Raw genomic sequence first — 25,286 nt, 5'->3', positions numbered from 1 at the left:
TCGGGAATGGGGTGGCCTGCTACACCAGCGACGGCGGCGTGGCCCGCGAGTTCGCGCGGCGCATCCAGGTGGGCATGGTCGGCATCAACGTGCCGATCCCGGTGCCGATGGCGTGGCACGGGTTTGGGGGCTGGAAGAAGAGCCTGTTTGGCGACATGCACGCCTATGGGGAAGAGGGCGTGCGGTTCTATACCAAGCAGAAGTCGGTGATGCAGCGGTGGCCGGCGAGTATTGCCAAGGGGGCGGAGTTTGTGATGCCGACGGCGAAGTGAAGTGATCAGTTGACGGTGGCGACGGTGCGTGGTTTCATGGGTATGATCTGTACAATTGTACAAATATGAGCGCCATGGACATCACGGTTGACACTTCAGTTCTGCTCGCGGTCTGCACCAATGAGCCCAGCAAGCCTCGCTTGATCCAGTTGACGGTGGGTCGCCGACTGGTGGCGCCGTCTTCTGTTCATTGGGAAATCGGCAATGCCTTGTCTGCCATGCTCAAGCGTGACCGCATCGCGCTGGAGCAAGCCGAGGCTTGTCTGGCCGCGTATCGGCGCATTCCGCTCAAGCTGGTCGATGTGGACCTGTCGATGGCGGTGGCCTTGTCGGCGAGGTTTCGGATGTACGCCTACGATGCTTATCTGCTGACCTGTGCGATCCAGTTCGGCTCGCCGCTGATCACGCTCGACCGTGGGCTCAGGTCTATCGCCGCTCAACTTGGCATCACTGTGATGGGAGACTGACCATGAAGGTATTCACATTCTCTGAAGCTCGGCAGCAGTTTTCTGCTGTGCTGGACTGCGCGCAGACCGAAGGCAGTGTCCGCGTGACTCGTCGTGACGGACGTGTGTTCGTCATCCAACCGCTGGACAGCACGCTGGCCGCGGCTTCCTCGCCGCTGGATGTGGACGGCGTTGATCTTGGAGTGCGCGGGGACGAACTTGTCGAGTTCATCCGTGAGGGGCGGCGGCAGTGAAAACGGCGAAGTGATGCGCAGGCGGTAGCGCTGGCGAGTGGGTCGGCGCTGACAAGGCGGCCGAGGGGCGTGGGCTCCTCGGCCGTTTTTGCGTTTTCGTGATGAAATTCGCGATTTGAGGGGTTTACAGATGCCCGAAGGGGATGCGTGCCGGCACCATGAAGGGCTGACTGTTGGCGTCATCGGTTGTGCCGGCAGGGCAGGCTTTCAGGCGAGCTATACGGGAGTGAAACATGCAGCACAGAGAAAATATCAATGTCGGGAAATACTTGGATGCCGGTGGCCAAGTTGGGTCGTTTGGCTATGAGATCTAAAATATGACTGATTCAAAAGATACGGATATTCGCCGCGCTATTGAAAATTTGGCCTCGGCACAGAAGAAAGCGATGAATCGGCAATTGGCATCTGAAGCCCTGCTATATAGCTTGCTTGAGATTGTTCCTGTGGAAATGTTGCAAAAACTAGAGGATGAGTATGACGCGGCATTGCTAAGACTTGCTGAACAAGTTCCGCCAAGTTTGCAAATTCCAGAGCTGTGGGAGGATTTTTCAAAAGCCATAGCTGGTCAGAAAAAATACCGCGGATCCGTATAGGTATAAGTATTCGAATAATCATAATTTCGAGCGGTTGCTGCGGGTGCTGGCTGGACTGAATTTCGTGGCTTTGGCTGAGCCGGCTATAAGTAAATAACGGGCGCTAAGTGCTCTGTATATTTATGCCCACTTGAAAGTGCTGTTCTAATAAGCGTTACTGAGCTATGTCTACAGATCGAAAGCACATATCAAAAACACTTCGTTTCGAGGTGTTCAAACGCGATTCCTTCAAGTGTCAGTATTGCGGTGCAGAGGCACCAAATGTCCTACTTCACATTGACCACATAAAACCCGTCGCTGCAGGCGGAACGAACGATCTTACAAATCTGATTACTGCTTGCCTGCCATGCAATCTAGGCAAGCGCGATGTGCCGCTAAATGATCAAGTTGCTGTGTCAAAGGCACGGGCACAGATGGATGAACTGCAAGAACGAAGAGAGCAGCTCGAACTAATGATGCAGTGGCGCGAAAGCCTCCGTGACTTGGATCAAGAAGTTGTGGAACGCCTTGCGCAATACTGGCATAAATATACTCCGGGGTGGTCTTTAAACGATAACGGGAAGCAAAGCATTAAAAAATGGCTTCAACAATTCTCTGCAGATGAAATATGCAAATCGATGGATTCATCGGCGACGTCATACCTTAAATTCAACGGCGACGGCAAAGTTACCGAAGAATCATGGGTCACAGCCTTTGATAAAATACTTGGCATTTGCAGAGTGAATCGTGCAAGCCGAACCGATCCAGATATAAAGCAGCTTTATTATATCCGAGGAATTTTGCGTAATAGAATTCCAGGTTACTTTGATGACGCGAAAGCACTTCAGTACCTAAAAAATGCCAGAAGCTGGGATGTCCCCATTGATTGCCTATCTGAACTTGCGCGGAGCGTAAAGAACTGGAGCCAGTTTTCCGCTGGCATCGGGGAAGCAATCCAGAAAATGAAGGCGGAACTTGGTGAAGGCGACGAGCAGCTTTAAGCGGGTAGGTATCACATGCGCAAAGAGTACGACTTCTCCGCTGCGAGGAAGAACCCATACGCAGCACGACTGACGAAGCAGATCACCATCCGTCTCGACGAAGAGTCGATCACCTATTTCAAGGCGATCTCCGAGGAAGTGGGCATCCCGTACCAGAGCCTCATCAACCTGTACTTGCGGGACTGCGCGGCGACGAATCGCAAACTCAACCTCAACTGGACCTCGCCACAGTCCTGACGGCACAAGATGGCCAGACCCCGTCCCATCACCGCCCTGGCCATCGCCGCCACAATCGCCCTCGGCCTAGCATCCAGAAAATACCCAGCCTCACTCCCCGCGATCTTCGAGGAATACCCAGGCGACGCCCTCTGGGCACAAATGGTGTACTGGCTCGTCGCCTTCGTGGAGCCCGCCGCGTCCGTGGTCAAGGTCGCGCTGACGGCGCTGGTGATCTCGACTGCGGACGAGTGCAGCCAGCTCTACCAGGCGCCGTGGATCAACGCCATCCGGGCGACCACGCCGGGCCACCTCATGCTCGGCTCGGCGTTTTCGTGGGGCGACATCGTCGCGTACACGGTCGGCATCGCGCTGGTGGCGCCGCTGGATCGGTGGCTGCTGGTGCGCAAGGTCTGACGGGTTCCAGCACGTCCGGCCCTGCCACACTGGACGGCCTTGTCATCTGCCGCCAACGGGAGATCGCCACCATGCCCGCCACCCCTCACGCCATCCCGGTTCAAGAAGCCCAAGGCCAGCTCGTGCAGTTGGTGGAACGTGTGCGTGCCGCGCACGAGTCGGTGACGCTGCTGGGGCAGCATGGACAGCCGGTGGCCCGGCTGGTGCCGCTGGACCGTCCTCGGGTCCGCTTGGGGCTGGCCGCAGGGCGCTACGTGATCCCTGATCCTTCGGACGAACTGGATGCCGTCATCGCGCGGGAGTTCGACGCCTCGGGTGTCGTGCTGGATGCGGCCTGCTGATCCTGCGTTGTTGAATCAAGGTGGAGCGAGAGGTTGCACGAGAGATGGGGCGCTTGCCCTCGGCGCTGCGGTCTTTCGAATGCTCGTGAGCGCCAATTGCCGCTGCACTACAGTGTAGTTACACTCCCGGCATGAGCACACTTCGCTTCGAGTGGGATGAACGCAAAGGCCACCACATGCGCAAAGAGTACGACTTCTCCGCTGCCAGGAAGAACCCCTACGCAGCACAACTGAAGAAGCAGATCACCATCCGTCTCGACGAAGACTCGATCACGTATTTCAAGGCGATCTCCGAGGAAGTGGGCATCCCGTACCAGAGCCTCATCAACCTGTACTTGCGAGATTGCGCGGCGACGCACCGCAAACTGAATCTCAATTGGGCGTGACGACGGTGCGCATGACCACCCGCCCCGCGACCCTCGCCGACCTCGACCGCATCGCCCCCCTGTTCGACGCCTACCGCCAGTTCTACGAACAACCCGCCGACCTCGCCACCGCCACGCAGTTCCTCCGCGACCGCCTGACCCGCGGCGAGTCGCAGATCCTGCTGGCCGAGGACGGCGCGGGCCAGGCGATCGGCTTCTGCCAGCTCTACCCGGTGTTCTGCTCGATCGCGGCGCAGCCGATCTACCTGCTGTCCGATCTGTTCGTGACCTCCGCCGCCCGCCGCAGCGGTGCCGGGCGTGCGCTGCTGCTGGCAGCGGAGCGGCTCTCGGCCGAACACGGCAAGCTCCGCATGGAGCTGACCACCGCCCGCACCAACCACACCGCACAAGCCGCCTACGCCGCGCTCGGCTGGGCGCGCGACGAGGTTTACATCGCCTACGCCAAGCCGGTCAGGGCGCTGTACAAGCTGTAACGTAAAGAGCGTGACCGGGTGCCGGATCCGGTGGACGGACGTGGTCCCGCTTCGTATCCTCGTTGAACTTCCTCCCCTTAGAACGAGGTGTCCCATGCGTCCCGTCTGCCGCTGTTCCATCATCCCGTCCGATGTCCTGGACCGCCTGTCGCACGACCCGAACCTGACCGAGGCTGAGCGGCAGCACTTCGCCGACATGGCCGCCAGCGAGCGCAGTTGGCGCAAGGTGCGCACGGCGCAGGCGCCGGTGAACGAGGCGATGCGGTCGCTGTCCGTGCCGACGGTGGTGGCGGCCAAGCCATCGGTCACGGTGTTCAATTGCAAGAACGGCACGGGCCTGCCCGGCACCGCCGTGAGCAAGCCCGCCACCTCTGCCGACCTGACCGCCCAGCGTGCCTTCAACGAAACGACAGCCGTCGCCGAGTTCTACCGCGCCGCCTTCGGCCGCAACTCGATCGACAACCTCGGCATGACGATGCAGTCGTCGATCCACTACGGCCTGCGCTACAACAACGCCTTCTGGAACGGCACCCAGATGACCTACGGCGACGGCGACGGCAACATCTTCGTGGACTTCACCGCCAGCACCGATGTCATCGCCCACGAGCTGACCCACGGCGTCACGCAGTTCACCGCCCGGCTCGGCTACACCAACGAGGCCGGCGGCCTGAACGAGAGCGTGTCGGACGTGTTCGGCTCGATGTTCCGCCAGTGGCGCCTGAACCAGACCACCGCGCAGGCCGACTGGCTCATCGGCGCCGATATCATGGGCCCCGGCGCCAAGGCCCGCGGCTACACCTGCCTGCGCGACATGGCCAACCCGGCCGCCACGCACTGCCTGTCGCCGCAGCCCACCCTGTACAGCCAGTACCGCACCGGCATGGACCCGCACGAGAGCAGCGGCATCCCCAATCTGGCCTTCTGTCGCGCTGCGGTGGCGATCGGTGGCCACAGTTGGGAGAAGGCCGGCAAGATCTGGTACCAGGCGCTGACGGGCTATGCCGCCGCGCCCACCCTGAAGATGAAGCCCTTCGCGGCCCGCACGCGCGCGCTGGCCGCCTCGCTGTTCCCGACCGAACCAGCGGTGGCGGCGGCGGTGGACAAGGCGTGGAAGAGCGTCGGCCTGTGAGCGGCGAACTCCACATCGAGCGGCTGGGCGGACTCGCCGGGATGGGGCTGCCGGCCTCGCACCTGCGCAGCGAGGGCCGTCTCGCCGCCGATGCGCTGTCGGCCGCAGACCGGGCCGCGGTCGATCGGCTGTTCGCCCCCAGGCCCGCCAGCCGCGGCGCCGCCAGCCCGGTGCGCGATGGCTTGCGCTACCGCATCACCCGCACGTCGGCGACAGGCGCGCCGGACGTGGTCGAGGTGGCCGAGGAGGTGGCGGCTTCGCAGGTGCCGCAGGCGCTGCTGGACAGCATCCGGGACACGCTGCGCTGAGTGCCGCAGGCGTCCGCGGGAGGGCGTGGGCGACAATGGCCTTCAACTCTCCCGAAAGACCCCATGAGCGCGAAGAAGACCGACCTGGTCAAACACCTGGCCCGCAAGCTGGACGGCAAGATGAAAACGGCCGGTGTGCCACCGCGGTTCGCCCAAGGTTCGGCCGATGCCGCCGCGGCGGCCAAGCGCACCGAACGCGCCGAGAACGCCGCCCCGAAGCTGGTGTCCGTGGCCTGCCGCCTGCCGGCCGAGCTGGTCAACCAGATGCGCGAGCGTGCGCTGACGCAGGATGGCGGCGTCAATGCCGTCATCGCGCTGGCGCTGGCGCAGTGGCTGGAGACGGCCGCGCCTGCTACCTGATTTCACCGGCATCCACCGGCATCCGCCGAAATCCACCTTGCTGGGAGCACCGACCATGGGTACCACGTTGTTCGATGGCGCCGCTCGCTGCACAGGGCTGCTGGCGGCGCTGGTGTTGGCGGCGTGCGGTGAAATGGCCACGCTGCCGCTGGCCTCGGGGACCGGGGCGCATCCCGTGTTGCCGTCGCCGCGGCCAACGCTGATTCCCACGGTGAACATCGCCCCGGCCGAGGGCTGGCCCGCCCAGGCGACGCCGGTGGCCGCGCCGGGCACGCGCGTGGTGGCCTTCGCCCGCGGGCTGGACCACCCGCGCTGGCTGCACGTCCTGCCCAATGGCGACGTGCTGGTGGCGGAGACCAATGCGCCGCCGCGTCCTGGCGACAGCGGCGGTTTCAAGGGCTGGATTGCGGGGCTGGTGATGCAGCGCGCTGGCGCCACGGTGCCCAGCGCCAACCGCATCACCCTGCTGCGCGACACGGACGGCGACGGCGTGGCCGACCAGCGCACCGTGTTGCTCGACGGGCTGAACTCGCCGTTCGGGATGGCGCTGGTGGGTGGCTCGCTCTACGTGGCCGACACCGACGCGGTGCGGCGCTTTCCCTACACCACCGGCGACACGCGCATCACGGCACCGGGCGAGCGGCTGGTGGAGTTGCCCGCCGGCCCGATCAACCACCACTGGACCAAGAGCCTGATCGCCAGCGCCGACGGCACGAAGCTCTACGCCACGGTCGGCTCGAACAGCAATGTCGCCGAACGCGGCCTGGACGCCGAAGCCGGGCGGGCGGCGATCTGGGAGGTGGACCTGCGCAGCGGCGCGCACCGTGTCTTCGCCGACGGTCTGCGCAACCCGAACGGCATGGCCTGGGCGCCGCAGACCGGCGCGCTCTGGACCGTGGTGAACGAGCGCGACGAACTCGGCAGCGACCTCGTGCCCGACTACCTCACTTCGGTGGTGGACGGCGCTTTCTACGGCTGGCCCTACAGCTACTTCGGCGCCCACGTCGATGCGCGGGTGCAGCCGCCGCGGCCCGATCTGGTCGCACGTGCCGTGGTGCCCGACTACGCGCTCGGGCCGCACACGGCGTCGCTGGGCCTGGCCTCGTCGGAGGGCACCACCTTGCCCGCGCCGTTCGCGCACGGCATGTTCATCGGCCAGCACGGTTCCTGGAACCGCCGGCCGCACAGCGGCTACAGGGTGGTGTTCGTGCCGTTCGAGGGTGGACGGCCATCAGGCGCACAGCCGATCGATGTGCTGACCGGCTTCCTGAGCGCGCAGGGGCGGGCGTTCGGTCGGCCGGTCGGCGTGGCGCTGGACGGGCAGGGCGCCTTGCTGGTGGCCGACGACGTGGGCAACACCGTCTGGCGCGTCTCGGCGACGCGCTGAGGTACTGCGGTTGCTGCTGCTGCTGCCGCCGCCGGCTCCTGGCTCAACGCTGGGCCAGGTGGTCCTTCATCTTCGACAGCGCCACGGCCATCGCCAGCCCACCCAGCGTCTTCACCAGCGCGGGGTGTTCGGCGTAGAAGCCGGCGAGCTGGTCAGCGATGCCGGGTTGGGCGGCGTGGGCCTCGGCGACGATGGCCTCGGTTTCCTGCGGGGAGAGCTGTGACGCTTGGGCAGGGGTGATCTGGCCCTGGCTGTTGCCCGAACCCATGACGCGGCCGAGTGCCCCATTGGCCAGCGCGGCAGCCGCGACCGGGCCGAGCGTGGCGAGGATCTGGTTGAGCATCCCGGCCTGCTGCGTGCCCGACGAGCCGCCGAACAACTGGCCGACCATCGCGCCGATGTCGGGCGTCTGGCTGGAGCGGAAGGCGCTGGCGAGGCCCTGGGCCAGCAGGTCGGACGGAGCCGCCTGGGCCACCTGGTCGAAATGCTGGTCGCTGACGTGCTGGTTGCCGCCGGCGGCTTGGGCGAGGAGGTCGAGGAGGTTCATGGTGTGCAGATTCCGGAAAGCGCCACGCCTCAGCGGGTGACGCGGTTGTAGATGAACAGCAGCACGATGGCGCCGACGATCGAGGCGATGAAGCCCGCGATCTGCCCGGCCGGGTACAGGCCCAGTGCCTGGCCGATGTAGCTGGCCGCGACCGAGCCGGCGATGCCCAGCACGGAGGTCATGATGAAGCCGCCCGGCCCCTTGCCCGAGGTGAGCGACTTGGCGATGAGACCGGCGACGAAGCCGATCAGGATGGTCCAGACGAGGTGCATCACGGTGGGATCTCCAGAGTTCCTGGGTTGCGGTGGCCGATCCTAGCGGTTGTTCGTGCGGTCTGTCACGACCTTTGGACAGGGGGCGGGATACCACAGGCACGGGATCAGGGTTTGTCAGATCCGCCGGCCCGAGGCTTTGGGCGTAGAGTGCAATCCACTAAATCGAACGACCGTACTATTTTGTGCGGCGTTGTCTGGCGTTGAACAGCGCCTTTCCAGGAGACACCATGACCTTGCGCAGAAGCTTTCAATTCGGACTGTCCGCCGTGCTGGTGGCCGTGCTGGCCGCGTGCGGCGGTGGTGGTTCGGACACCGCACCCCGCGCCACGGTCACGGCCCTGCGCGTCATGGGCGACAGCCTGGCCGACGTGGGCACCTACGGATTCAAGTTCACCATCCAGGGCAATGACACCTACCCGGAGCGCGTGGCGCAGTCCTACGGGCTGGACAAGGGCTGCAACTTCTTCAGTTTCACCGGCACCACCTTCGCCCCCAACGCCAAGGCGGGCTGCACCAACTACGCCATCGGCAACAGCGTCATCCATCCGGCGAGCAACGGGTTCACGGCGGCCGATCCGCGCGGACTGGCGGTGCAGCTCGCAGCGGCCACGGCGGCGGGCAACTTCGCCGCGGGTGACTTGCTGCTGGTCGATGGCGGGGGCAACGACGCCTCCGCGCTGGTCGGCGCCTACCTTGCCGCGTCCAAGGACGGTGGCGCGAGCTATCTGGCCCTGCTGGGCACCTTGCTGACGCCGGCCCAGGTGAACGCAGCCGCAGGCGGTGGCGCGGCCGGGCTGGCCGCGGCGGGCGGCACCTACATGGTGGCGCTGGCCGACAAGTTCGCCGCGATGCTCCAGGCGGGCGCGCTCGACAAGGGTGCCCAGCGCATCGCCCTGCTGAACATGCCCGGCATCACCAACACGCCGCGCTTCCAGTTGGTGCTGGACAGCATTGGCGCTGCTGCCGGCGCCCCGGCCCGTGCCCAGAGCGAAGGACTGTTCAAGGGCTGGACCGTCGCGTTCAACACCCAGTTGGCCGCGAAGTTCGCCGGCAACAGCAAGGTGGCCGTCGTCGATTTCTACACCGCGTTCAACGACCAGGTGACCAGCCCGGCGCAGTTCAACCTGACCAACGTGAAGACGCCGGCCTGCCCGATCACCGGCGCGGGCACGGATGGCTTGCCGACCTACAGCTTCCCGACCTGCACCGATGCGTCGCTCGCCGCCGCACCGCCGACCGGCCTCACCGGGACTGGCTGGTACAAGTCCTATGCCTTCTCGGACGGTTTCCACCCCACGCCCTACGGCCACCAACTGCTGTCGCAGCTCATCGCGCGCACGCTGGCCCAAGCCGGCTGGCTCTGAACCCAACGACCGAACGACCGACCGAAGGAACGATTGACATGACCCTCCGTCTCAACCCGGTCCTCTGGGCCACCGCCGCGCTGCTGCTGACCGGCACCGCCCAGGCCCAATCCATGCCCGGCGCCTTGAGCGTGCGCCTCGGCGCCACGCGCATCGCCCCGGCCGTCACCAGCGGCAACCTGACCGCCCCCAGCTTCGCCGGCACCCAGGCCGACGTGACCTCGAACACCCAGCCCACGGGCGGCCTGACCTGGACGATCGACGACCACCTCGCGGTCGATGTGCCGCTGGCGCTGGGCTTCAAGCACGACCTGATCGGCGCGGGCGCCATCGCCGGCGTGGGCAAGATCGGCGAAACCCGGGCGCTGCCGATCAGCCTGCTGCTGCAGTACCGCTTCCTGGAGCCGTCGGCGCAGTTCCGCCCGTACGTGGGCGCTGGCCCGACCTACGCCAAGTTCTACAAGGCGCGCAGCACGGCGGTCCTCACGGGGCTGACCGGTGGCAATCCTGCCAACCCGACGACGCTGAGCATCGACTCCAAGCTGTGTCTGACGGCGCAGATCGGCGCCTCGGTCCAGTTGACGCCGAAGTGGTCGCTGGACATGGCCGTGCTCAAGACGGCGCTGAAGACCACGGCCCACCTCTCGACCGGCCAGACGCTGGACGTGACGCTCAACCCGACCTCGTACTCGGTCGGGCTGGCGTACCAGTACTGATCCGTACTGATCCACTGTACCGGGACGGGCCCGGTCAGGCGATCAGCGCAGCGCACCCGCCCCGGTCGCTGCGTGGCTGACCCAGATCGCCGGCGGCTCGCCCTCCGGCGATCGGTAAGCCGCTTCGATCGCCGCGCGCACCTCCCCGATGCGCGCATCCGGCAGCACGACGACCACACAGCCGCCGAAGCCACCGCCCGTCATGCGGGCACCGCCGTCCTGCCCGACGGCGGCCTGCGCGATCTCCACCAGCCGGTCCACCGCGGGGTGCGTGATCTCGAAATCGTCGCGCATCGAGACATGCGACGCGGCCATCAGCTCGCCCAGCCGCACCAGATCGCCGGCCGCCAGTGCCGCGGCCGCGGCGGTGGTCCGTGCGTTCTCGGTGACGATGTGGCGGGCGCGGCGGAACACCACGTCGTCCAGATCGCCCCGGTCGCGCAGCAGCCGCTCGCCATCCACGTCGCGCAGCGCCGCCACGCCGTAGTGCCGCGCCGCGGCCTCGCACTGGCTGCGGCGGGTGTTGTATTCGCTGCCCACCAGCCCGCGCTTGACCCGCGAGTGAACGATCATCACCGCCACGGCTTCAGGCAGATGCACGGCCTGACCGCCCAGGCTGCGGCAGTCGATCAGCAGCGCGTGACCCGCTTCGGCGCGGGCCGAGATGAGCTGGTCCATGATCCCGCAGTTGACGCCGACGAAGCGGTTCTCGGCGCGCTGGGCGATCAGCGCGAGGTCGGTCTGGCTCACCGCGTCGAGTCCGCACAGCGCCTTGAACGCCTGCCCGACCGCGACTTCCAGCGATGCCGACGACGACAGCCCTGCGCCCTGCGGCACGTTGCCCGCGATGGCCAGATCGGCACCGCGCAGTCCGAGGCCGAGCGGAACGAGGTGTTCCAGCAGCATCTTCACGGTGCCGCGCACGTAGTTGGCCCACTGCAGCGTGGGGTGCGGCGTGATGGGGGCGTCAAGGTCGAAGGTGTCGATCGTGTGCCCGTAGTCGGCGGCAACCACGCGGATCAGCCGGTCGTCACGCCCCTTCACCGCGATCACCGTGCGGTAGTCGATCGCGCAGGGCAGCACGAAGCCGTCGTTGTAGTCGGTGTGCTCGCCGATCAGGTTGACCCGGCCGGGTGCCTGCACCCACAGGTCCGGGGCATGGCCGAAGGCGGTGTGCAGCGCATCGGCGATGCGGGCTTGCAGGGTGTCGGTCATGGGGCGGCGTTCGGGGTGGTGCGGTAGTGGAGGTCGCCGACGCTGCGCAATTGTGCGGCGGCCTGCTCGGGCGTGAGGTCGCGCTGGGCCTCGGCCAGCATCTCGAAGCCGACCATGAACTTGCGCACGGTGGCCGAGCGCAGCAGCGGCGGGTAGAAATGGGCGTGGAGCTGCCAGGGCGCGGTGGCGTCGGCGTTGAACGGCGCCCCATGCCAGCCCATCGAATACGGAAAGCTGCAGCGGAACAGGTTGTCGTAGCGGCTGGTGAGCTTCTGCAGGGCCACGGCGAGGTCGGCGCGCTGCTCGGGCGTCAACTGCGGCAGCCGCTGCACCGCGAAGCGCGGCAGCAGCAGCGTCTCGAACGGCCACGTCGCCCAGTACGGCACGACAGCCAGCCAATGCGCCGTCTCCACCACGACCCGCTCGCCCGATGCCGCCTCGCGCTGCACATAGTCGAGCAGCATCGGCCGGCCGTGCGCGGCGAAGTAGGCGCGCTGCTCGCGGTCCTCGGTCGCCGCTTCGTTGGGCAGGTGCCCGCAGGCCCAGATCTGCCCATGCGGATGCGGCTGCGAGCACCCCATCAGCGCGCCCTTGTTCTCGAACACCTGCACCCACGGGTAGGTCTGTCCGAGTTCGGCGCTCTGGTCGCACCAGGTATCGACCACACCGCCGATCGCCGCCAGCGACAGCTCCGGCAGCGTGCGCCCGTGGTCCGGCGAAAAGCAGATCACGCGACTCGTCCCATGCGCCGCTTCCACCTGAAAAAGCCCCTCCCCCCAGCGGGGGGAGGGGTTGGGGAGGGGGGCAACGGGAGTCAACGCCGCATGGTCATTCGTGAACACGAACGTCCCCGCGTACTGAGGATTCACATCCCCGCTGACCCGCCTGTTCCCCGCACACAGATAACACCCCGGATCGTGCGCCGGCAGCACCTCGTCCGACGCCGTTTCCTGCTGCCCCTGCCACGGCCGTTTCGACCGATGCGGCGACACGAGCACCCACTGCCCCGTGAGCGGGTTGCGGCGGCGGTGGCTGTGCTCGGCGGGATCAAACACGCTCGACCCTCACCAGGAACGCCGTCTCGGCATGCGAACGCGGCATCGGCAGCCCGGCATGGACCAGCCACGCGCCGTCCATCTCCCGTGCGTCCGGCGCAGCCCCGTCCGGCCGGATCTCGCGCACGCGGTACCGCGCCGCCGCATCGAGCATCGGCAGCCGCAGCGTCGGCGCATAGCGGTGGTCGCTCGGTCGGGTCCGCAGCGCGATCAGCACGCCGTCGCTGACCGCTTCACCTGCTTCGTCGGCATGGAACTGCCAGCGCACACCGTCCCCCGCGTCACCCGTCCACACCCGCCCGTGGTGCAGCCGGTCGCGCAGTTGCTTGTAGACGCCGATCCAGCCGCGCAGCTCGGCGGTGTCGGCGGCGTTCAACTGGCGCACATCGAGTTCGACCCCGAGATGCCCCGGCAGCGCCACGGCGGCGCGGAAGGCCATGTTCTGCGTCCGACCGGTGGTGTGCGACGGCGCGGTGCCGACGTGGGCGCCCATGATCTCGGGCGGGAAGAACTGCAGGAAACCGCGCTGGATGTCCACGCGGGACAGCGCGTCGATGCAGTCGCTGGTCCAGACCCGGTGCGTGTGGCGCAGCACGCCGAAGTCGATCCGCCCGCCGCCGCCGGAGCAGCTCTCGATCTCCACCGCCGGAAACGCCGCCCGCAGCCGCGCCATCAGCGCATACGCGGCGTGGACCTGCGCCCGGTAGCCGGCGGTGCCGTTCGCCAAGCCGGCGGGGGCGAAATCGCGGTTCAGATCCCACTTCAGGTAATCGATCGGGTGCGCCGACAGCAGCGCGGCGATCTTCTCGAACAGGTAGTCGCTCGCCTCGGGCCGCGCGATGTCGAGCACGAGCTGGTTGCGCGCCGTCAGCAGCGGGCGGCCGGCGATCTGCAAGGCCCAGTCGGGGTGGGCGCGGAACAGGTCGCTGTCCGGGTTGACCATCTCCGGCTCGACCCATAGCCCGAACGCCATGCCCAGGCCGTTGACGTGCGCGATCAGGTCGCCGAGTCCTTCGGGGAACTTGGTCGCGTCCGGCCACCAGTCGCCCAGGGCGGCACGGTCGTGGTGGCGGCCGTGGAACCAGCCATCGTCGAGCACGAACCGCTCGATGCCGACCGCCGCCGCCGCAGTGGCGAGTGCCTTGACCGGGCCGGGATGCACATCGAAGTAGAAGCCTTCCCAGGTGTTCAGATGCACCGGCCGGGGCCGCATCGCACCGCCCGGCCAGTCGAGCCGGCGGCGCAGTTCGGCGTGGAAGTTCGCCGCCAGCCCGTTCAGTCCTTGGCCTGAGCAGGTGGCGACCAGCTCGGGCGATTGCAGCGACTGGCCCGGTGCGAGCCGGCCTTCACCGGGGGCCAGCCATTCGCCCATCTGCCACTGGTACTGGCCGTCGTGCAGCCACTCGATGGTCTGCTGGTGGTTGCCGGACCACGCCAGGTGCGCGCCGAAGACGAGGCCCGTGTCCTCGGTCGCGCCGGGCGTCGTCACCACCGCGCCGGGGAAGCAGTCGTGGCTGGTGCGCCCGCGCCGGCTTTCCTTGCGCCACAGGCTGCGCGTGAGCGGATCGACCTGCAGCAGGAACTCGTGGACATGCTGCCCAGCGTAGGAGCGCACCGCGTCGCAGCGGCCGGGCAGCAGCAGCGTGCCAGCCGCCAGCCACTGCACGTCGAGCGGCGTGTCCCCGTCGTTGTGCAGCGTCGAGCGCAGCAGCAGCACGTCGCTGTCCGCCTCCAGCGCCACCGACAGGTCCAGCCGCAGCCGCGCCACGTCGTCGCGCAGGTGCAGCACCACCGCCGCGCCAGGCGTGGTCCATTCCACCTCGCAGCCGGTGAACGCCTGCGCGAAGTCCTGCCCGTCGCGGTGGGCGAGCAGGGCGCTTTGCCCGAACCAGCCGACGCCGAAGGTCGGCGCCACCGTCAGCGGCTGGTCGAAATCGAGCATGAACGACGGCAGCGGGCGGGTGTCGCGCAGCGGTGTGCCGGGCGAGGCGGCGTCCGGCAGGCGCGGACCCCAGTAGCGCCACAGCGGCGCTTCGCCGGGCAGCAGTTCGAGGACGACGCTGCTGCGCCGGCTGTGGAGGATCAGGAAACCATCAAGCACTGCTCAACCCTTTAACCCTTGGAAGCTCCGAGCGTCAGCCCGGCGATGAATTGTTTCTGCATCAGGAAGAAGATCAGCACCGGCGGCAGCGCGGCGACGATCGACCCCGCCGACACCAGGTGCCACTGTGCCACCCAGATGCCGTTGAGCGACTTCAGCCCGCCCGTGACCGGCATGGCGTGGTCGCCCTGGATCAGCACGGTGGACCAGAAGTAGTCGTTCCAGATGAAGGTGAAGATCAGCACCGACAGCGCCGCCAGCGCCGGCCGCACCAGCGGCAGCACGATTTTCCAGAAGATCTGCCACTCGCTCGCCCCTTCGATGCGTGCTGCCTCGATCAGCTCGTGCGGCAGGTCGCGGATGAAGTTGCGCATGAAGAAGGTGCAGAACCCCGTCTGGAAGGCGATGTGGAACAGCACCAGCCCGCCGATCGAGTCGTACAGCCCCATGCGCAGGCTCATGTCCCGCACCGGCACCATCAGGATCTGGAAGGGGATGAAGTTGCCGCCGACGAAGAGGAAGAACACCGCGAGATTCGCCTTGAAGCGGTAGGTGCCCAGCGCGAACCCGGCCAGACAGCTCAAGCCCACCGCGCCGATCACCGTCGGGATCGCCACCAGCAGGCTGTTGACGATGTAGCGTGCAATGGGCGTGTTGCGGAAAACGGCGGTGTAGTTCTCGATGATCTGCCACTCGGTCGGCAGGCCCCAGTAGTTGCCGCTGGCGATGTCGCCCTGGCCGCGGATGGAGGTGAGCGCCACGGCGATGATGGGCAGCAGCCAGACGATGAGCGCGATGGGCAGGCCGACCTTGTAGAGCGCCTGCGTCAGCGGCGCCGTCTTGGTGAGCGGGGTCGGAAACATCAGGCCAGTTCCTTCTCTTGCTGGTAGATGCGCCAGAGCACGAAGGTGATGTAGACCAGCATGATCGAGAACAGCACGGTGGCGATGGCGGTGCCGTAGCCCATGCGGTAGCCGTATTCGCTCAGCGCCTGCTCGTACATGTAGTACGCCAGCACGCGAGACGAACCGTAGGGACCGCCCGAGGTCATGATCGACACCATGTCGAAGCTGCGCAGCGAGCCGATGATGGTGACGACGACGGCGATGAAGGTGGCGGGGCGCAACTGCGGCAGCACGACGTGCCACAGCATCGACCAGCCCTTGGCGCCTTCGAGCCGCGCCGCCTCGATCAGGTCGGGGCGTACGTTGTTCAGGCCCGTGAGGAACAGGATCATGCAGTAGGCGATCTGCGGATACAGGCCCGCGGCGATGATCCCGTAGGTGACGAGGTGCTCGTCGGAGAGGACCGCCACGCCGGGGATGCCGATGGCGGCGAGGATCTGCGTGAACAGCCCGTTGGTCGGGTTGTAGAACCAGGTGAACACCAGCCCGATGACCACCTGCGAGATCACGAACGGAAAGAAGAACATCGACTTGACGAAGCGGATGCCCGACACGGTCTGGTTCAGGAACAGCGCCAGCCCCAGCCCGATCGGCACCGACAGCAGGAAGAACACCAGCCAGAGCAGGTTGTTCTTCAGCGCGGTGCGGAAATCGGGGTCGCCGTACAGCTCGACATAGTTGGAGAACCCGATGTACGTCGCCTTGCCCAGCCCGTCCCAGTCGTAGAAGCTGATCGCGATCGACTGGAAGATCGGCGCGATCACGTAGACCCCGAACATCAGCAGCGCAGGCGCCAGAAAGAGCCACGGGGCTAGCTGGCGCTGGTGGCGGGTCCACCAGGAGAACTGCGGCGGTGGTGTTCGGGAGGACATGGGCGCCTTACTTGTAGACGCGCTGGCGGACCTGCTCCAGCCGCTCCAGCACTTCCTTGCGGGTTTCCGGCTTGACCATGTACTTCTGGAAGCCTTCCATGCCGGCCTTGGCCATCTCGGCGGGCGCGTCGCGGTCATAGAACTGGCCCAGCGCGTAGGCCCCCGACAGCATCGCGAAACCGTCCTTCAGGTACACGTCGGTCGGCTTGGTGGCGTCCCTGTTCACCGGAAGCTGGCCGAGGATGGCGTTGACCTCGCCCTGTACCTTGGCGCTCGCCGCATAGGCCAGGAACCGCTTGGCATCGGCCTTGTTCTTCGCCTTGGCGGGGATGTGGATGGTGTCGGTCGGGGCGTCCTCGGCCATCGGGACGTTGTTGATCTTCGGGAACTGCATGAAGCCGAGTTGCGCTTCCGTCAGACCACCCTTCTTCATCGGATCGACGGCGAAGTTGCCCATCAGGTACATCGCGGCCTCGCCCTTGACGAAGGCGGGGATCGCGTCCTGCCAGTCGTAGGCGGCGTGGTTGGCCAGGAAGTAGCCCGGCTTGGTCAGCTCGTCCCAGCGGTCGAACACTTCCTGCACGCGCTTGTCGGTGTAGGGCACCTTGCCGGCGGTGAGGTCCATGTGGAACTCGTAGCCGTTGACGCGCATGTTCAGGTAGTCGAACCAGCCGCCCGTGGGCCACAGCGCCTTGGTGCCGATGGCGAACGGCGTGACGCCAGCGGCCTTGAGCTTCGCGCTGGCGGCGATCAGCTCCTTCCAGTCCTTGGGCACGGCGACGTTGTTCTTGGCGAACACGTCCTTGCGGTAGTAGATGCCCCACTGGTAGTAGGTGTAGGGCACGCCCCACTGCTTGCCCTTCTGGGTCATCGAGGCGGCGGCGGACTTCAGCTTGTCGTTCAGCCCTTCCTTGGCCCAGACATCGGAGACATCCTCGAACAGGTCGGCGTTGACGAACGGCGCCATGCGGTTGCCGGCGTACCAGGTCACGATGTCCGGCGCTTCGGCGGAGAGGAAGTTGCGGATCGAGGTCTTGAAGCCTTCGTGGTCGAAGGTGTTGATCTTGACGGTCACGTCCGGGTTGGCGGCCATGAAGCCCTTGGCCATCGCTTCCCAGGCGGCTTTCGGGGCCGGGTCGGAGGCGTCGGTGTTGATGACGAGGGTGCCGGCTTGCGCAGCGCAGGCGGCGGCGGCGAGTGCCAGCACGCTGAAGCGAGCGGCGATCGTGGTGAGGCGTGTTTTCATCTGTCTGTCTCCTGGGGATACCTGTGGTGCCTGTGGGGCTGTCAATTCCGCCAGACCGCGAGCGATCGGGGGGCGAGGTGTGCGCCGCCCAGCACGGGCGTCGCCATCGGCGCGGGGGTCCACTCCCGCGCCAGATCCGAGAAGTTGAAGACCAGTGTCAGCCCGCCGGCGCGGCTGATGCGCAGGCCGTCGGGCAAGGGTTGCGCCGCGAGTCCGGCGTCGGCGGCGGCGCCGGCGAACACCGCCTGCCAGCCGTCCGCGTCCAGCCAGCCAGCGACGTAGCGCACGGGGCCGTTGCGGGTGAGGGCGGGGCGGCCGTCGGCGAAGCGGGCCAGCGCATCGGCCCCGACAAGCGCCAGATCCTCGCGCCAGCGCCGCACCGTGACCGAGGCGCCATCGACCTCGACCGACTCGGCACAACCCGGCGGCAGCGACGCGACCCGTTCCACGCGCACCCCGGCCAGCGCCGCCAGCGGTCCCGGCGGCAGCACGGACCACGGCCCGCCCGCCTCGTCCGCCGGAAAGGCCAAGTGCGCCGACTTCGATCCCGTGCGTGGCCCCAACACGACCTGCACACCCGCTGCAACCGCTTGCGCCAGCGCGTTCCGCAGGACCGGCGACACATGCGGCTGCGCAGCCAGCACCACCAGCCGGTACCCCGACAACGTCGCGCCGGGCGGCACGATGTCCACGTCCAGCCCGAGCCGGCGCAAGCCCTCATAGGCGCGGAACTGCAGCTCCAGCGGGTTGAAATCCGCGCCTTGCGGCTGGATCTGCGTCATCCACAGCGCGTCGTAGTCGAACACCATCGCCACGGCCGGGCGCACGGGCAGGGCGGTGAGGCTCTGGGGATCGAGCACACCCACCGCCGCCAATGCTTGCAGCTCCGCCCCGACCTGCGCGGCTTCGAGCGCGCCCTGGTCCTCGGACGAATCCGGGCGCAGCAGGCCGGTGTGCATCTGCTCCTGCGCAAACGGCGCCTGCCGCCAGCGGAAGTAGCTCACCACCTCGGCGCCGTGCGCGAAGGCTTGCCACGTCCACAGCCGCACCATGCCGTCGTGCGGTGCCGGGTTCCAGTGCGCCCAGTTCACGGGGCCGGGCTGCTGCTCCATCACCCACCAGCGGCCTGCTTGGCCATCTCTCCGGCACATGCCCCGGTACAGATCGTGGTGGAACGCAGGGATGTCCGGGTGCCCGGTCCTCGCCCAGCGCACCTTCTCCTCGGCGGTGAGGAAGAACATCTGCGTGAAGCCGAGCGGGTAGCTGTCCCAGGTGGCGATGTCGAGGTCGGCGGCCACGGCGTGGTGGTCGAACTCGGTGAAGAAACCCATGAAGTTGTGCGACACCGGCCGGCCGGGCGAGCACGCGCGCAGGATCGCCACCTGCTCGCGGTTGAACGCCACCACCTCGTCGGAGGCGAAGCGGCGCCAGTCGAGCCGGTGTGCCGGATTCGCCTCGGTGACGGTCAGCGCAGGCAGGTCGATCTCGTCGAAGCTGCGGTAGACCTGGCTCCAGAACACGGTGCCCCAAGCCGTGTTCAGCGCGTCGATCGTCGTGTAGCGCACCGCCAGCCAGCGCCGAAAACCCTGCCGCGCCGACTCGGACAGGCTCAGCACCGTGTCATGGCAGCCGTACTCGTTGTCGGTCTGCCATGCGACCACGGCCGGGTGCTGCCCGTATCGCTCGGCGACGGCGCGGCTGATGCGTTGTGATTCGGCGCGGTAGCCGGCGTGCGAGAAACAGTAATGCCGCCGCGATCCGAAGCCCCGCGGCCGGCCCTGCGGATCGACCGCCAGCATGTCCGGCATCCGGTCCACCAGCCACTTCGGCGGCGTGGCGGTCGGTGTACACAGCACGATGCCGAGACCCGCCGCGTGCAGCGTTTCGATGGCCTCGTCCAGCCAGTCCCAGTGGAACTCGCCCGGCTCCGGCTCGATCACGCTCCACGCGAATTCGGCGATCCGCACGACGCGGATGCCCATGGCGAACATCCGGCGGGCGTCCTCGGCCCATTGCGTGCGCGGCCAGTGCTCGGGGTAGTAGCAGACACCGAGTTGCATGTCAGGCAGCCTGCGGCAGCGTCTGGTCCTGCTCGGGGATGCAGCGTTCCAGCGCCAGCCCCTGCTCGTCGAAGAGGTGCAGCGTGTCCGCCGGCAGGCCGATCGCGAGGCGGTGGCCGGTGCTGGCGTGCGCGTGGCCGGGGGCTTTGGCGACCAGCGACTCGATGCTGCCGTCCGCGCCTTCCAGGTACAGATAGGTCGATTCGCCGAGCCGCTCCTGCCACTGCAGCGGGCGGATGATGTGCTGCGTCGCCGTGCCGAGTTCGGTGTGCTCGGGCCGCACGCCCAGCGTCACCTTCGCGCCCGGCAACAGCCGCTGCGCATCGACCGCCGCCCGCAGCGTCTCGCCGCTGCTCAGGCGCACGACGGCGTGGTCGGTGCCGGCGCTGACCAGCGTGCCCGGCAGGAAGTTCATCTTCGGCGAGCCGATGAAACCCGCCACGAACAGGTTGCGCGGCCGGTGGTACAGCGCCAGCGGCGTGCCGATCTGCGCGACCGAGCCATCCCGCGCCACGGCGTCGCCCGTGTTGAGCAGCAGGATGCGGTCGGCCAGCGTCATCGCCTCGACCTGGTCGTGGGTGACGTAGACCGTGCTCGCCCGGCCGAAGTCGCGGTGCAGCTTGGCGATCTCGAAGCGGGTCTGCACGCGCAGCGCCGCGTCCAGGTTCGACAGCGGCTCGTCGAACAGGAACACCCCCGGCTCGCGCACGATCGCCCGCCCGATCGCCACCCGCTGGCGCTGGCCGCCGGAGAGCGCCTTGGGTTTGCGGTCGAGCAACTGGTCGAGCTGCAGCACCTTGGCGGCGGCCATCACCTTCTCGCGGATCACCGCCTTGTCCACCTTCGCCAGCCCGAGGCCGAAGGACATGTTCTCGTACACCGACATGTGCGGGAACAGGGCGTAGGTCTGGAACACCATCGCCACGCCGCGGTGGGCTGGGGGCACATCGTTCATCAGCGCGCCGCCGATGCGCAGCTCGCCGCCGGTGATGTCCTCCAGCCCCGCGATCATGCGCAGCAGCGTCGATTTGCCGCAGCCCGATGGCCCGACGAAGACGCAGAACTCGCCTTGCGCGATCTGCAGGTTGACATCCCGGATCACCGGGGCGTGGTCGCCGTAAGCCTTGAAGACGGAAGAGAGTTCGATGTTCGCCATGGGCGAGATTCTGATGCTAATAATATTAGCGGTGATCGGTGAAAACCCCGAATCCCTCCTGATCGGCTCAACGCTGGCGCACTGTCCGCCGCACCACCAGCGGGCAGTCGATCTTGATCAGGTGCCGCCGCCCGGCCCGCTGCGTGGCGGGCGTGTCGGCCGCCACCAGCAGCGCCTCGACGGCGGCGCGCCCCATCTCGTAGTTCGGCAGCACCATCGTCGTCAGCGGCGGGTGGGTGTGGCGCGAGATTTCCTGGTCGTCGTAGCCCATCACCGACACGTCCTGCGGCACCTTCAGCCCGAGCTGCGCCAGCGCCTCCATCGCCCCGAGCGCCATCAGGTCGTTGGCGCAGAAGATCGCGGTCGGCGGGCGCGCTTCGGCCATCAGCGAGCGCGTCGCTTCGAAGCCCGTGCCTGACATCCAGTCGCCGTCGCGCACCAGCGCGGGGTCGAAGGGCAGGTCCGCCGTCGCCAGCGCCCTGCGGTAGCCCTTGACGCGGTCCTTGGCGGCCTCCATCCACGGCTCGCCGTTGATGAACGCGATGCGGGTGTGGCCCATCGCGATCAGGTGCTCGGTCGCCGCATGGCCGCCGCCGACCTCGCCGGGCACGATGGTGGGCAGCTTGTGGCGCTCGTCGTGGCAGTTCAGCAGCACGACCGGCACGGTGTCCAGCCGCCCCGCCAGCGCCTCGGGCAGCGCCACCTCCCGCGTGAAGATGGTCGAGTAGACGATGCCCAGCAGGGCAGGGTGCGCGGCCAGCATCTCGATGGCGGCGGACTCCTGTTCCGCGTTGCCCCGCGTCACCGCCACGCTCACCACGCAGTCGTGCGCCCACGCCGCATCCCGTGCGCCATCGACGCTGACCACCGGGTGCGGGCTGGTCGAGATCTCATCGACGAGGTAGCCGATCAGGTTGCGGCGGCTGCCCGGCGCGGCGCTGGCGCTGGCGGCCACGGCCGGTGCGGGCGCTTCCCGGCGCGGCAGCCGGTAGCCCAGCTCCATCGCCACCCCCAGCACCTTGCTGCGCGTCTCGGCCGACAGCCGCGCCCCGGTCATGTTGTTGAGCACCATCGACACGGTGGACTGCGACACGCCAGCGGCCTGGGCCACGTCGGTCATCGTCGGTCGGCGGGGGGTGGGCATGGGAGCGGGTTTGCGGGCGGTCACGGCGGTGGAGTGTCGGCGTCGGTGGGAGATCGGCGATGGTAGCCAAGCCGGCCGCGCTGTCAGCTAATCGTCGCCGATGATCGTTTGCTAATAATTGGTGATAACCCCATTGCTGCATTACCACCGACCTCTTTAGAGTCCGGTCAGCGGTGAGCACCATCGCAATCGTTTTCGTGGTCGGCCTCGGTGGACCACCCCTCCCGGAGAGTCCATGTCCCCAGCCCCGCGTCCCCCGTCCGCATTCGGCGCCCGCCGTCGGCGCGAGACGCTGACGGCGCTCGTGCTGGTGCTGCCGGCGCTGGTCGGTTTCCTGCTGTTCTATGCGTGGCCGGCGTGGCGGGCCATCGAGATCAGCCTGACCGACTGGAACCTGCTGCGGGCGCCTAACTGGGTCGGGCTGGACAACTACGTGAAGCTCTGGGGCGATGAGCGGTTCTGGCGCGGCATGAAGCTGTCGGCGTGGTACGTGGCGTTCAACATCCCGCTGCAGACCGTGCTCGGGCTGTTCCTGGCCGTGGTGATGGACCGGCTGGCGCGCTCGCTGTTCGTCAAGGCGGTCGTGCTGCTGCCCTACCTGCTGTCGAACGTGCTGGTGGCGCTGATGTGGCTGTGGCTGCTGGACCCGCTGCTCGGCGGCGTCAACGCGCTGCTGACGTGGACCGGCATCGGGCACCAACCCTTCTTCGCGGGCGAGACGCAGGCGCTGGCCACCGTCGCGGCCGTCAACATCTGGCGCCACATGGGGCTGGTGGCGCTGCTGTTCCTGGCGGGCTTGCAGAACATCCCGCGTTATCTGTACGAGGCTGCCGCGCTGGAGGGCGCCACCGAGATGCAGATGTTCTGGCGCATCACGCTGCCGCTGCTGCGCCCGGTGATGGTGTTCGTGCTGGTGACCAGCGTGACGGGCTCGTTCCAGATCTTCGACACGGTGGCGGTGGCGACCAACGGCGGGCCGCTCGAATCGACCCGCGTGATCGTCCACTACATCGTCCAGAACGCCTTCAGCTTCTACAAGATGGGCTACGCCTCGGCGATGTCGATGACGCTGTGCCTGGTGATGGTGCTCTACACGGTGCTGCAGATGCGCATCCTGCGGGCCAACGAAAACGACCTGGCATGAAACTCAATCCGTCCCGCGCTTTCGCCTGGGCGTGCCTGCTGGCAATGCTCGCCCTCACCGTGGTGCCGCTGTGGGTGGTGCTCAAGACCGCGCTCACCCCGTCGCAGGACGTGTTCAGCCAGGCCGCCCAGCTCTGGCCCGACGCACCGACGCTGCGCAACTTCACCCGCGTGCTAGGACTCGTCTCGCACGAGGAGAGCCTGACGATGGGCGGCTCGGGCGCGGAGGTGCATTTCCTGCGCGCCGTCGGCAACTCGCTGATGTTCACCGGGATCATCGTGGCGATGCAGGTGCTGACGAGTTCGATGGCGGCGTATGCGTTTGCGCGGCTGCGGTTTCCGGGGCGCGACCTGCTGTTCGGGCTGTTCGTCGCGTCGATGATGGTGCCGGGCGTCGTGACCTTCATCCCGAACTTCATCCTCATCAAGGATCTCGGCTGGCTCAACACGATGGCCGGGATGGTGGCGCCGTTCTGCCTGATGTCGGGCTTCGGGATCTTCTTCCTGCGCCAGTTCTTCCTGTCGATCCCGCGGGATCTGGAAGAGGCTGCGATCCTGGAGGGGGCCTCACCGCTGCGCGTGTTCTGGCGCATCGTGCTGCCGCTGTCCACCGCGCCGCTGGCCACGCTGGCGATGCTCACCTCGATCAACATGTGGAACGAGTTCTTCTGGCCGTTCCTCGTCGCCAAGGACGAGACGCAGCAGGTGCTGACCGTCGCGCTGCAGGCGTTCAAGTCCCAGACCCCGCAAGGCTCGCCCGACTGGAGCGGGCTGATGGCCGCCACCGCGCTGGCCGTGGTGCCGGTGCTGGTGCTGCTGTTCCTGTTCGGCCGCAAGGTGGTCGAGTCGGTGCAGTTCAGCGGCAGCAAGTAGTCCAGTCCACCCGGCATGTCCCGCTTTCCGTTCCCCGCCCCCGACCTCACCCACCCGAAGGAGACACCTCGATGAAGAACACCCCCATCACCCTGGCCGTGGCGACGCTGCTGGCTGCTGCTGGCAGCGCACAAGCTGTCGAGATCAAGTACGTCCTGTGGGACTCGAACCAGCGCCCGGCCTACCAGAACTGCGCCAACGAGTTCCAGAAGGCGAACAAGGACATCACCATCAAGATCACCCAGCAGGGCTGGGACGACTACTGGACCGGCATCTCCACCGGCTTCATCTCCGGCACCGCCCCGGACGTGTTCACCAACCACCTCGCCAAGTACCCCGAGTTCGCCAAGAACAACCAGCTCGTGGACCTGACCCCGCTGATCCAGCGCGACAAGGTGGACATCGGCATCTACTCGGCCGGTCTCTATGACATCTGGGGCCGCGGCGGCAAGCAGTACGGCCTGCCCAAGGACTGGGACACCATCGGCATGATCGTCAACATGGACCTCGCCAAGAAGGCGGGCGTGTCGGCGGCCGATCTGCAGAACATGACCTGGAACCCGAAGGACGGCGGCAGCTTCGAGCAGGTCGTCAAGAAGCTCACCACCGACGCCGCCGGCAACAGCGCCGCATCGGCCAAGTTCGACAAGACCAAGGTGGCGGTCTACGGCTACCAGAACCCCGGCTCGGGCGGCATGATGGGCCAGACCGAGTGGAGCCACTTCGCGGTCTCCAACGGCTTCAAGTTCCAGGACAAGCCCTGGGACGCCAAGTTCTACTACGACGACCCGAAGCTGGCCGAGACGATGGCGTGGATGGCGGGTCTGCCGGGCAAGGGCCTGTCCGCCACCGCCGAGGACGTGAGCAAGCTCGGCTCCGACGCGATGTTCATCGCCGGCAAGGCCGCGATCGTGCCGCAAGGCTCCTGGATGATCACGCACTTCGCCAGCAACGCGAAGTTCCCCTACGCCTGGGTGCCGCTGCCCAAGGGCCCGATCGGCCAGCGCGCCACCATGTTCAACGGCCTCGCGGACTCGATCTGGGTCGGCTCG

The 25,286-nt window shown here is 66.9% G+C and carries 30 protein-coding genes; 19 read left to right on the top strand and 11 right to left on the bottom strand.

Annotated elements, in window-relative coordinates:
• The 14 genes from QZW52_RS11200 to QZW52_RS11135 form a co-directional block, all read left to right on the top strand.
• Positions 1–272, top strand: a 272-nt coding sequence (locus QZW52_RS11200; protein WP_293998638.1) for an aldehyde dehydrogenase family protein, incomplete at its 5' end; no start/stop codon positions are given.
• Positions 273–337: 65 nt separating this feature from the next.
• A complete protein-coding gene (locus tag QZW52_RS11195; RefSeq protein WP_293998636.1) occupies positions 338–739 on the top strand; it encodes a type II toxin-antitoxin system VapC family toxin in 402 nt (133 codons plus the stop codon).
• 2 nt (positions 740–741) lie between these two features.
• Positions 742–972: a type II toxin-antitoxin system Phd/YefM family antitoxin gene (locus QZW52_RS11190; protein ID WP_293998634.1), complete on the top strand. Its 231-nt coding sequence runs from the start codon at positions 742–744 to the stop codon at positions 970–972.
• Positions 973–1,289: 317 nt separating this feature from the next.
• Positions 1,290–1,565: a hypothetical protein gene (locus QZW52_RS11185; RefSeq protein ID WP_293998632.1), complete on the top strand. Its 276-nt coding sequence runs from the start codon at positions 1,290–1,292 to the stop codon at positions 1,563–1,565.
• Positions 1,566–1,774: 209 nt separating this feature from the next.
• On the top strand, positions 1,775–2,545 hold the full coding sequence (locus QZW52_RS11180) for an HNH endonuclease (protein WP_293998630.1): 771 nt from the start codon (positions 1,775–1,777) through the stop codon (positions 2,543–2,545).
• Positions 2,546–2,560: 15 nt separating this feature from the next.
• Complete coding sequence (locus QZW52_RS11175) at positions 2,561–2,782, top strand: BrnA antitoxin family protein (protein WP_293998627.1); 222 nt, start codon at positions 2,561–2,563, stop codon at positions 2,780–2,782.
• A gap of 9 nt (positions 2,783–2,791) precedes the next feature.
• Complete coding sequence (locus QZW52_RS11170) at positions 2,792–3,178, top strand: ribosomal maturation YjgA family protein (RefSeq protein ID WP_293998624.1); 387 nt, start codon at positions 2,792–2,794, stop codon at positions 3,176–3,178.
• Positions 3,179–3,249: 71 nt separating this feature from the next.
• On the top strand, positions 3,250–3,519 hold the full coding sequence (locus QZW52_RS11165; protein WP_293998621.1) for a type II toxin-antitoxin system Phd/YefM family antitoxin: 270 nt from the start codon (positions 3,250–3,252) through the stop codon (positions 3,517–3,519).
• Between the two features lie 131 nt (positions 3,520–3,650).
• Positions 3,651–3,905 carry a BrnA antitoxin family protein gene (locus tag QZW52_RS11160; RefSeq protein ID WP_293998618.1) on the top strand — a complete coding sequence of 85 codons (255 nt, stop codon included), beginning with the start codon at positions 3,651–3,653 and terminating at the stop codon, positions 3,903–3,905.
• A gap of 11 nt (positions 3,906–3,916) precedes the next feature.
• Complete coding sequence (locus QZW52_RS11155) at positions 3,917–4,378, top strand: GNAT family N-acetyltransferase (protein WP_293998615.1); 462 nt, start codon at positions 3,917–3,919, stop codon at positions 4,376–4,378.
• A 94-nt stretch (positions 4,379–4,472) separates the two neighbouring features.
• Positions 4,473–5,507 carry a M4 family metallopeptidase gene (locus tag QZW52_RS11150; RefSeq protein WP_293998613.1) on the top strand — a complete coding sequence of 345 codons (1,035 nt, stop codon included), beginning with the start codon at positions 4,473–4,475 and terminating at the stop codon, positions 5,505–5,507.
• On the top strand, positions 5,504–5,815 hold the full coding sequence (locus QZW52_RS11145) for a protealysin inhibitor emfourin (protein ID WP_293998610.1): 312 nt from the start codon (positions 5,504–5,506) through the stop codon (positions 5,813–5,815). The genes QZW52_RS11150 and QZW52_RS11145 overlap by 4 nt, the downstream gene beginning before the upstream one ends.
• A gap of 63 nt (positions 5,816–5,878) precedes the next feature.
• Positions 5,879–6,175 (top strand): hypothetical protein, encoded by a 297-nt coding sequence (locus QZW52_RS11140; RefSeq protein ID WP_293998607.1) that lies wholly within the window; start codon positions 5,879–5,881, stop codon positions 6,173–6,175.
• 55 nt (positions 6,176–6,230) lie between these two features.
• Positions 6,231–7,562, top strand: a complete 1,332-nt coding sequence (locus QZW52_RS11135) for a PQQ-dependent sugar dehydrogenase (protein ID WP_293998603.1) — start codon at positions 6,231–6,233, stop codon at positions 7,560–7,562.
• A 43-nt stretch (positions 7,563–7,605) separates the two neighbouring features.
• Here the strand turns inward: QZW52_RS11135 and QZW52_RS11130 are convergent, their stop codons facing one another.
• Both QZW52_RS11130 and QZW52_RS11125 read right to left on the bottom strand, forming a co-directional pair.
• Complete coding sequence (locus tag QZW52_RS11130) at positions 7,606–8,109, bottom strand: hypothetical protein (protein WP_293998600.1); 504 nt, start codon at positions 8,107–8,109, stop codon at positions 7,606–7,608.
• 29 nt (positions 8,110–8,138) lie between these two features.
• Complete coding sequence (locus QZW52_RS11125; RefSeq protein ID WP_293998597.1) at positions 8,139–8,381, bottom strand: GlsB/YeaQ/YmgE family stress response membrane protein; 243 nt, start codon at positions 8,379–8,381, stop codon at positions 8,139–8,141.
• A gap of 230 nt (positions 8,382–8,611) precedes the next feature.
• On the opposite strand from QZW52_RS11125, the gene QZW52_RS11120 reads away from it, so the two are divergent.
• Positions 8,612–9,748 carry an SGNH/GDSL hydrolase family protein gene (locus QZW52_RS11120; protein ID WP_293998594.1) on the top strand — a complete coding sequence of 379 codons (1,137 nt, stop codon included), beginning with the start codon at positions 8,612–8,614 and terminating at the stop codon, positions 9,746–9,748.
• A 38-nt stretch (positions 9,749–9,786) separates the two neighbouring features.
• Positions 9,787–10,464, top strand: a complete 678-nt coding sequence (locus QZW52_RS11115) for an OmpW/AlkL family protein (protein ID WP_293998592.1) — start codon at positions 9,787–9,789, stop codon at positions 10,462–10,464.
• A 42-nt stretch (positions 10,465–10,506) separates the two neighbouring features.
• Here the strand turns inward: QZW52_RS11115 and galK are convergent, their stop codons facing one another.
• The 9 genes from galK to QZW52_RS11070 all read right to left on the bottom strand — a co-directional run bounded on the left by galK (position 10,507) and on the right by QZW52_RS11070 (position 22,218).
• Positions 10,507–11,679: a galactokinase gene (gene galK, locus QZW52_RS11110; RefSeq protein ID WP_293998589.1), complete on the bottom strand. Its 1,173-nt coding sequence runs from the start codon at positions 11,677–11,679 to the stop codon at positions 10,507–10,509.
• The gene (locus QZW52_RS11105) at positions 11,676–12,677 is read right to left on the bottom strand and encodes a UDP-glucose--hexose-1-phosphate uridylyltransferase (protein WP_363226555.1); all 1,002 of its coding nucleotides are present in this window, start codon (positions 12,675–12,677) and stop codon (positions 11,676–11,678) included. The genes galK and QZW52_RS11105 overlap by 4 nt, the downstream gene beginning before the upstream one ends.
• Before the next feature lie 49 nt (positions 12,678–12,726).
• Positions 12,727–14,835 carry an alpha-galactosidase gene (locus QZW52_RS11100; protein WP_293998584.1) on the bottom strand — a complete coding sequence of 703 codons (2,109 nt, stop codon included), beginning with the start codon at positions 14,833–14,835 and terminating at the stop codon, positions 12,727–12,729.
• Between the two features lie 11 nt (positions 14,836–14,846).
• Positions 14,847–15,698: a carbohydrate ABC transporter permease gene (locus QZW52_RS11095; RefSeq protein WP_293998581.1), complete on the bottom strand. Its 852-nt coding sequence runs from the start codon at positions 15,696–15,698 to the stop codon at positions 14,847–14,849.
• Positions 15,698–16,612, bottom strand: coding sequence for a carbohydrate ABC transporter permease (locus QZW52_RS11090; protein WP_293998579.1), 915 nt, complete (start codon positions 16,610–16,612; stop codon positions 15,698–15,700). The genes QZW52_RS11095 and QZW52_RS11090 overlap by 1 nt, the downstream gene beginning before the upstream one ends.
• Positions 16,613–16,619: 7 nt before the next feature.
• Positions 16,620–17,858: an ABC transporter substrate-binding protein gene (locus QZW52_RS11085; protein ID WP_293998577.1), complete on the bottom strand. Its 1,239-nt coding sequence runs from the start codon at positions 17,856–17,858 to the stop codon at positions 16,620–16,622.
• A gap of 41 nt (positions 17,859–17,899) precedes the next feature.
• On the bottom strand, positions 17,900–19,918 hold the full coding sequence (locus QZW52_RS11080) for a beta-galactosidase (protein ID WP_293998574.1): 2,019 nt from the start codon (positions 19,916–19,918) through the stop codon (positions 17,900–17,902).
• Between the two features lies 1 nt (position 19,919).
• Positions 19,920–21,074 carry an ABC transporter ATP-binding protein gene (locus QZW52_RS11075; protein WP_293998572.1) on the bottom strand — a complete coding sequence of 385 codons (1,155 nt, stop codon included), beginning with the start codon at positions 21,072–21,074 and terminating at the stop codon, positions 19,920–19,922.
• Between the two features lie 67 nt (positions 21,075–21,141).
• Positions 21,142–22,218 carry a LacI family DNA-binding transcriptional regulator gene (locus QZW52_RS11070; protein WP_293998569.1) on the bottom strand — a complete coding sequence of 359 codons (1,077 nt, stop codon included), beginning with the start codon at positions 22,216–22,218 and terminating at the stop codon, positions 21,142–21,144.
• A 235-nt stretch (positions 22,219–22,453) separates the two neighbouring features.
• On the opposite strand from QZW52_RS11070, the gene QZW52_RS11065 reads away from it, so the two are divergent.
• The 3 genes from QZW52_RS11065 to QZW52_RS11055 all read left to right on the top strand — a co-directional run.
• Positions 22,454–23,362: a carbohydrate ABC transporter permease gene (locus tag QZW52_RS11065; RefSeq protein ID WP_293998566.1), complete on the top strand. Its 909-nt coding sequence runs from the start codon at positions 22,454–22,456 to the stop codon at positions 23,360–23,362.
• On the top strand, positions 23,359–24,234 hold the full coding sequence (locus QZW52_RS11060; protein ID WP_293998563.1) for a carbohydrate ABC transporter permease: 876 nt from the start codon (positions 23,359–23,361) through the stop codon (positions 24,232–24,234). Before QZW52_RS11065 ends, QZW52_RS11060 begins: the two co-directional genes overlap by 4 nt.
• Before the next feature lie 71 nt (positions 24,235–24,305).
• On the top strand, positions 24,306–25,286 hold a 981-nt coding region (locus tag QZW52_RS11055), incomplete at its 3' end, for an ABC transporter substrate-binding protein (protein WP_293998560.1).

It is taken from the genome of Sphaerotilus sp., from assembly GCF_013299175.1.
Classification (GTDB): Bacteria; Pseudomonadota; Gammaproteobacteria; order Burkholderiales; family Burkholderiaceae_C; genus Sphaerotilus.
This window is presented reverse-complemented; position numbering and strand designations above follow the sequence as displayed.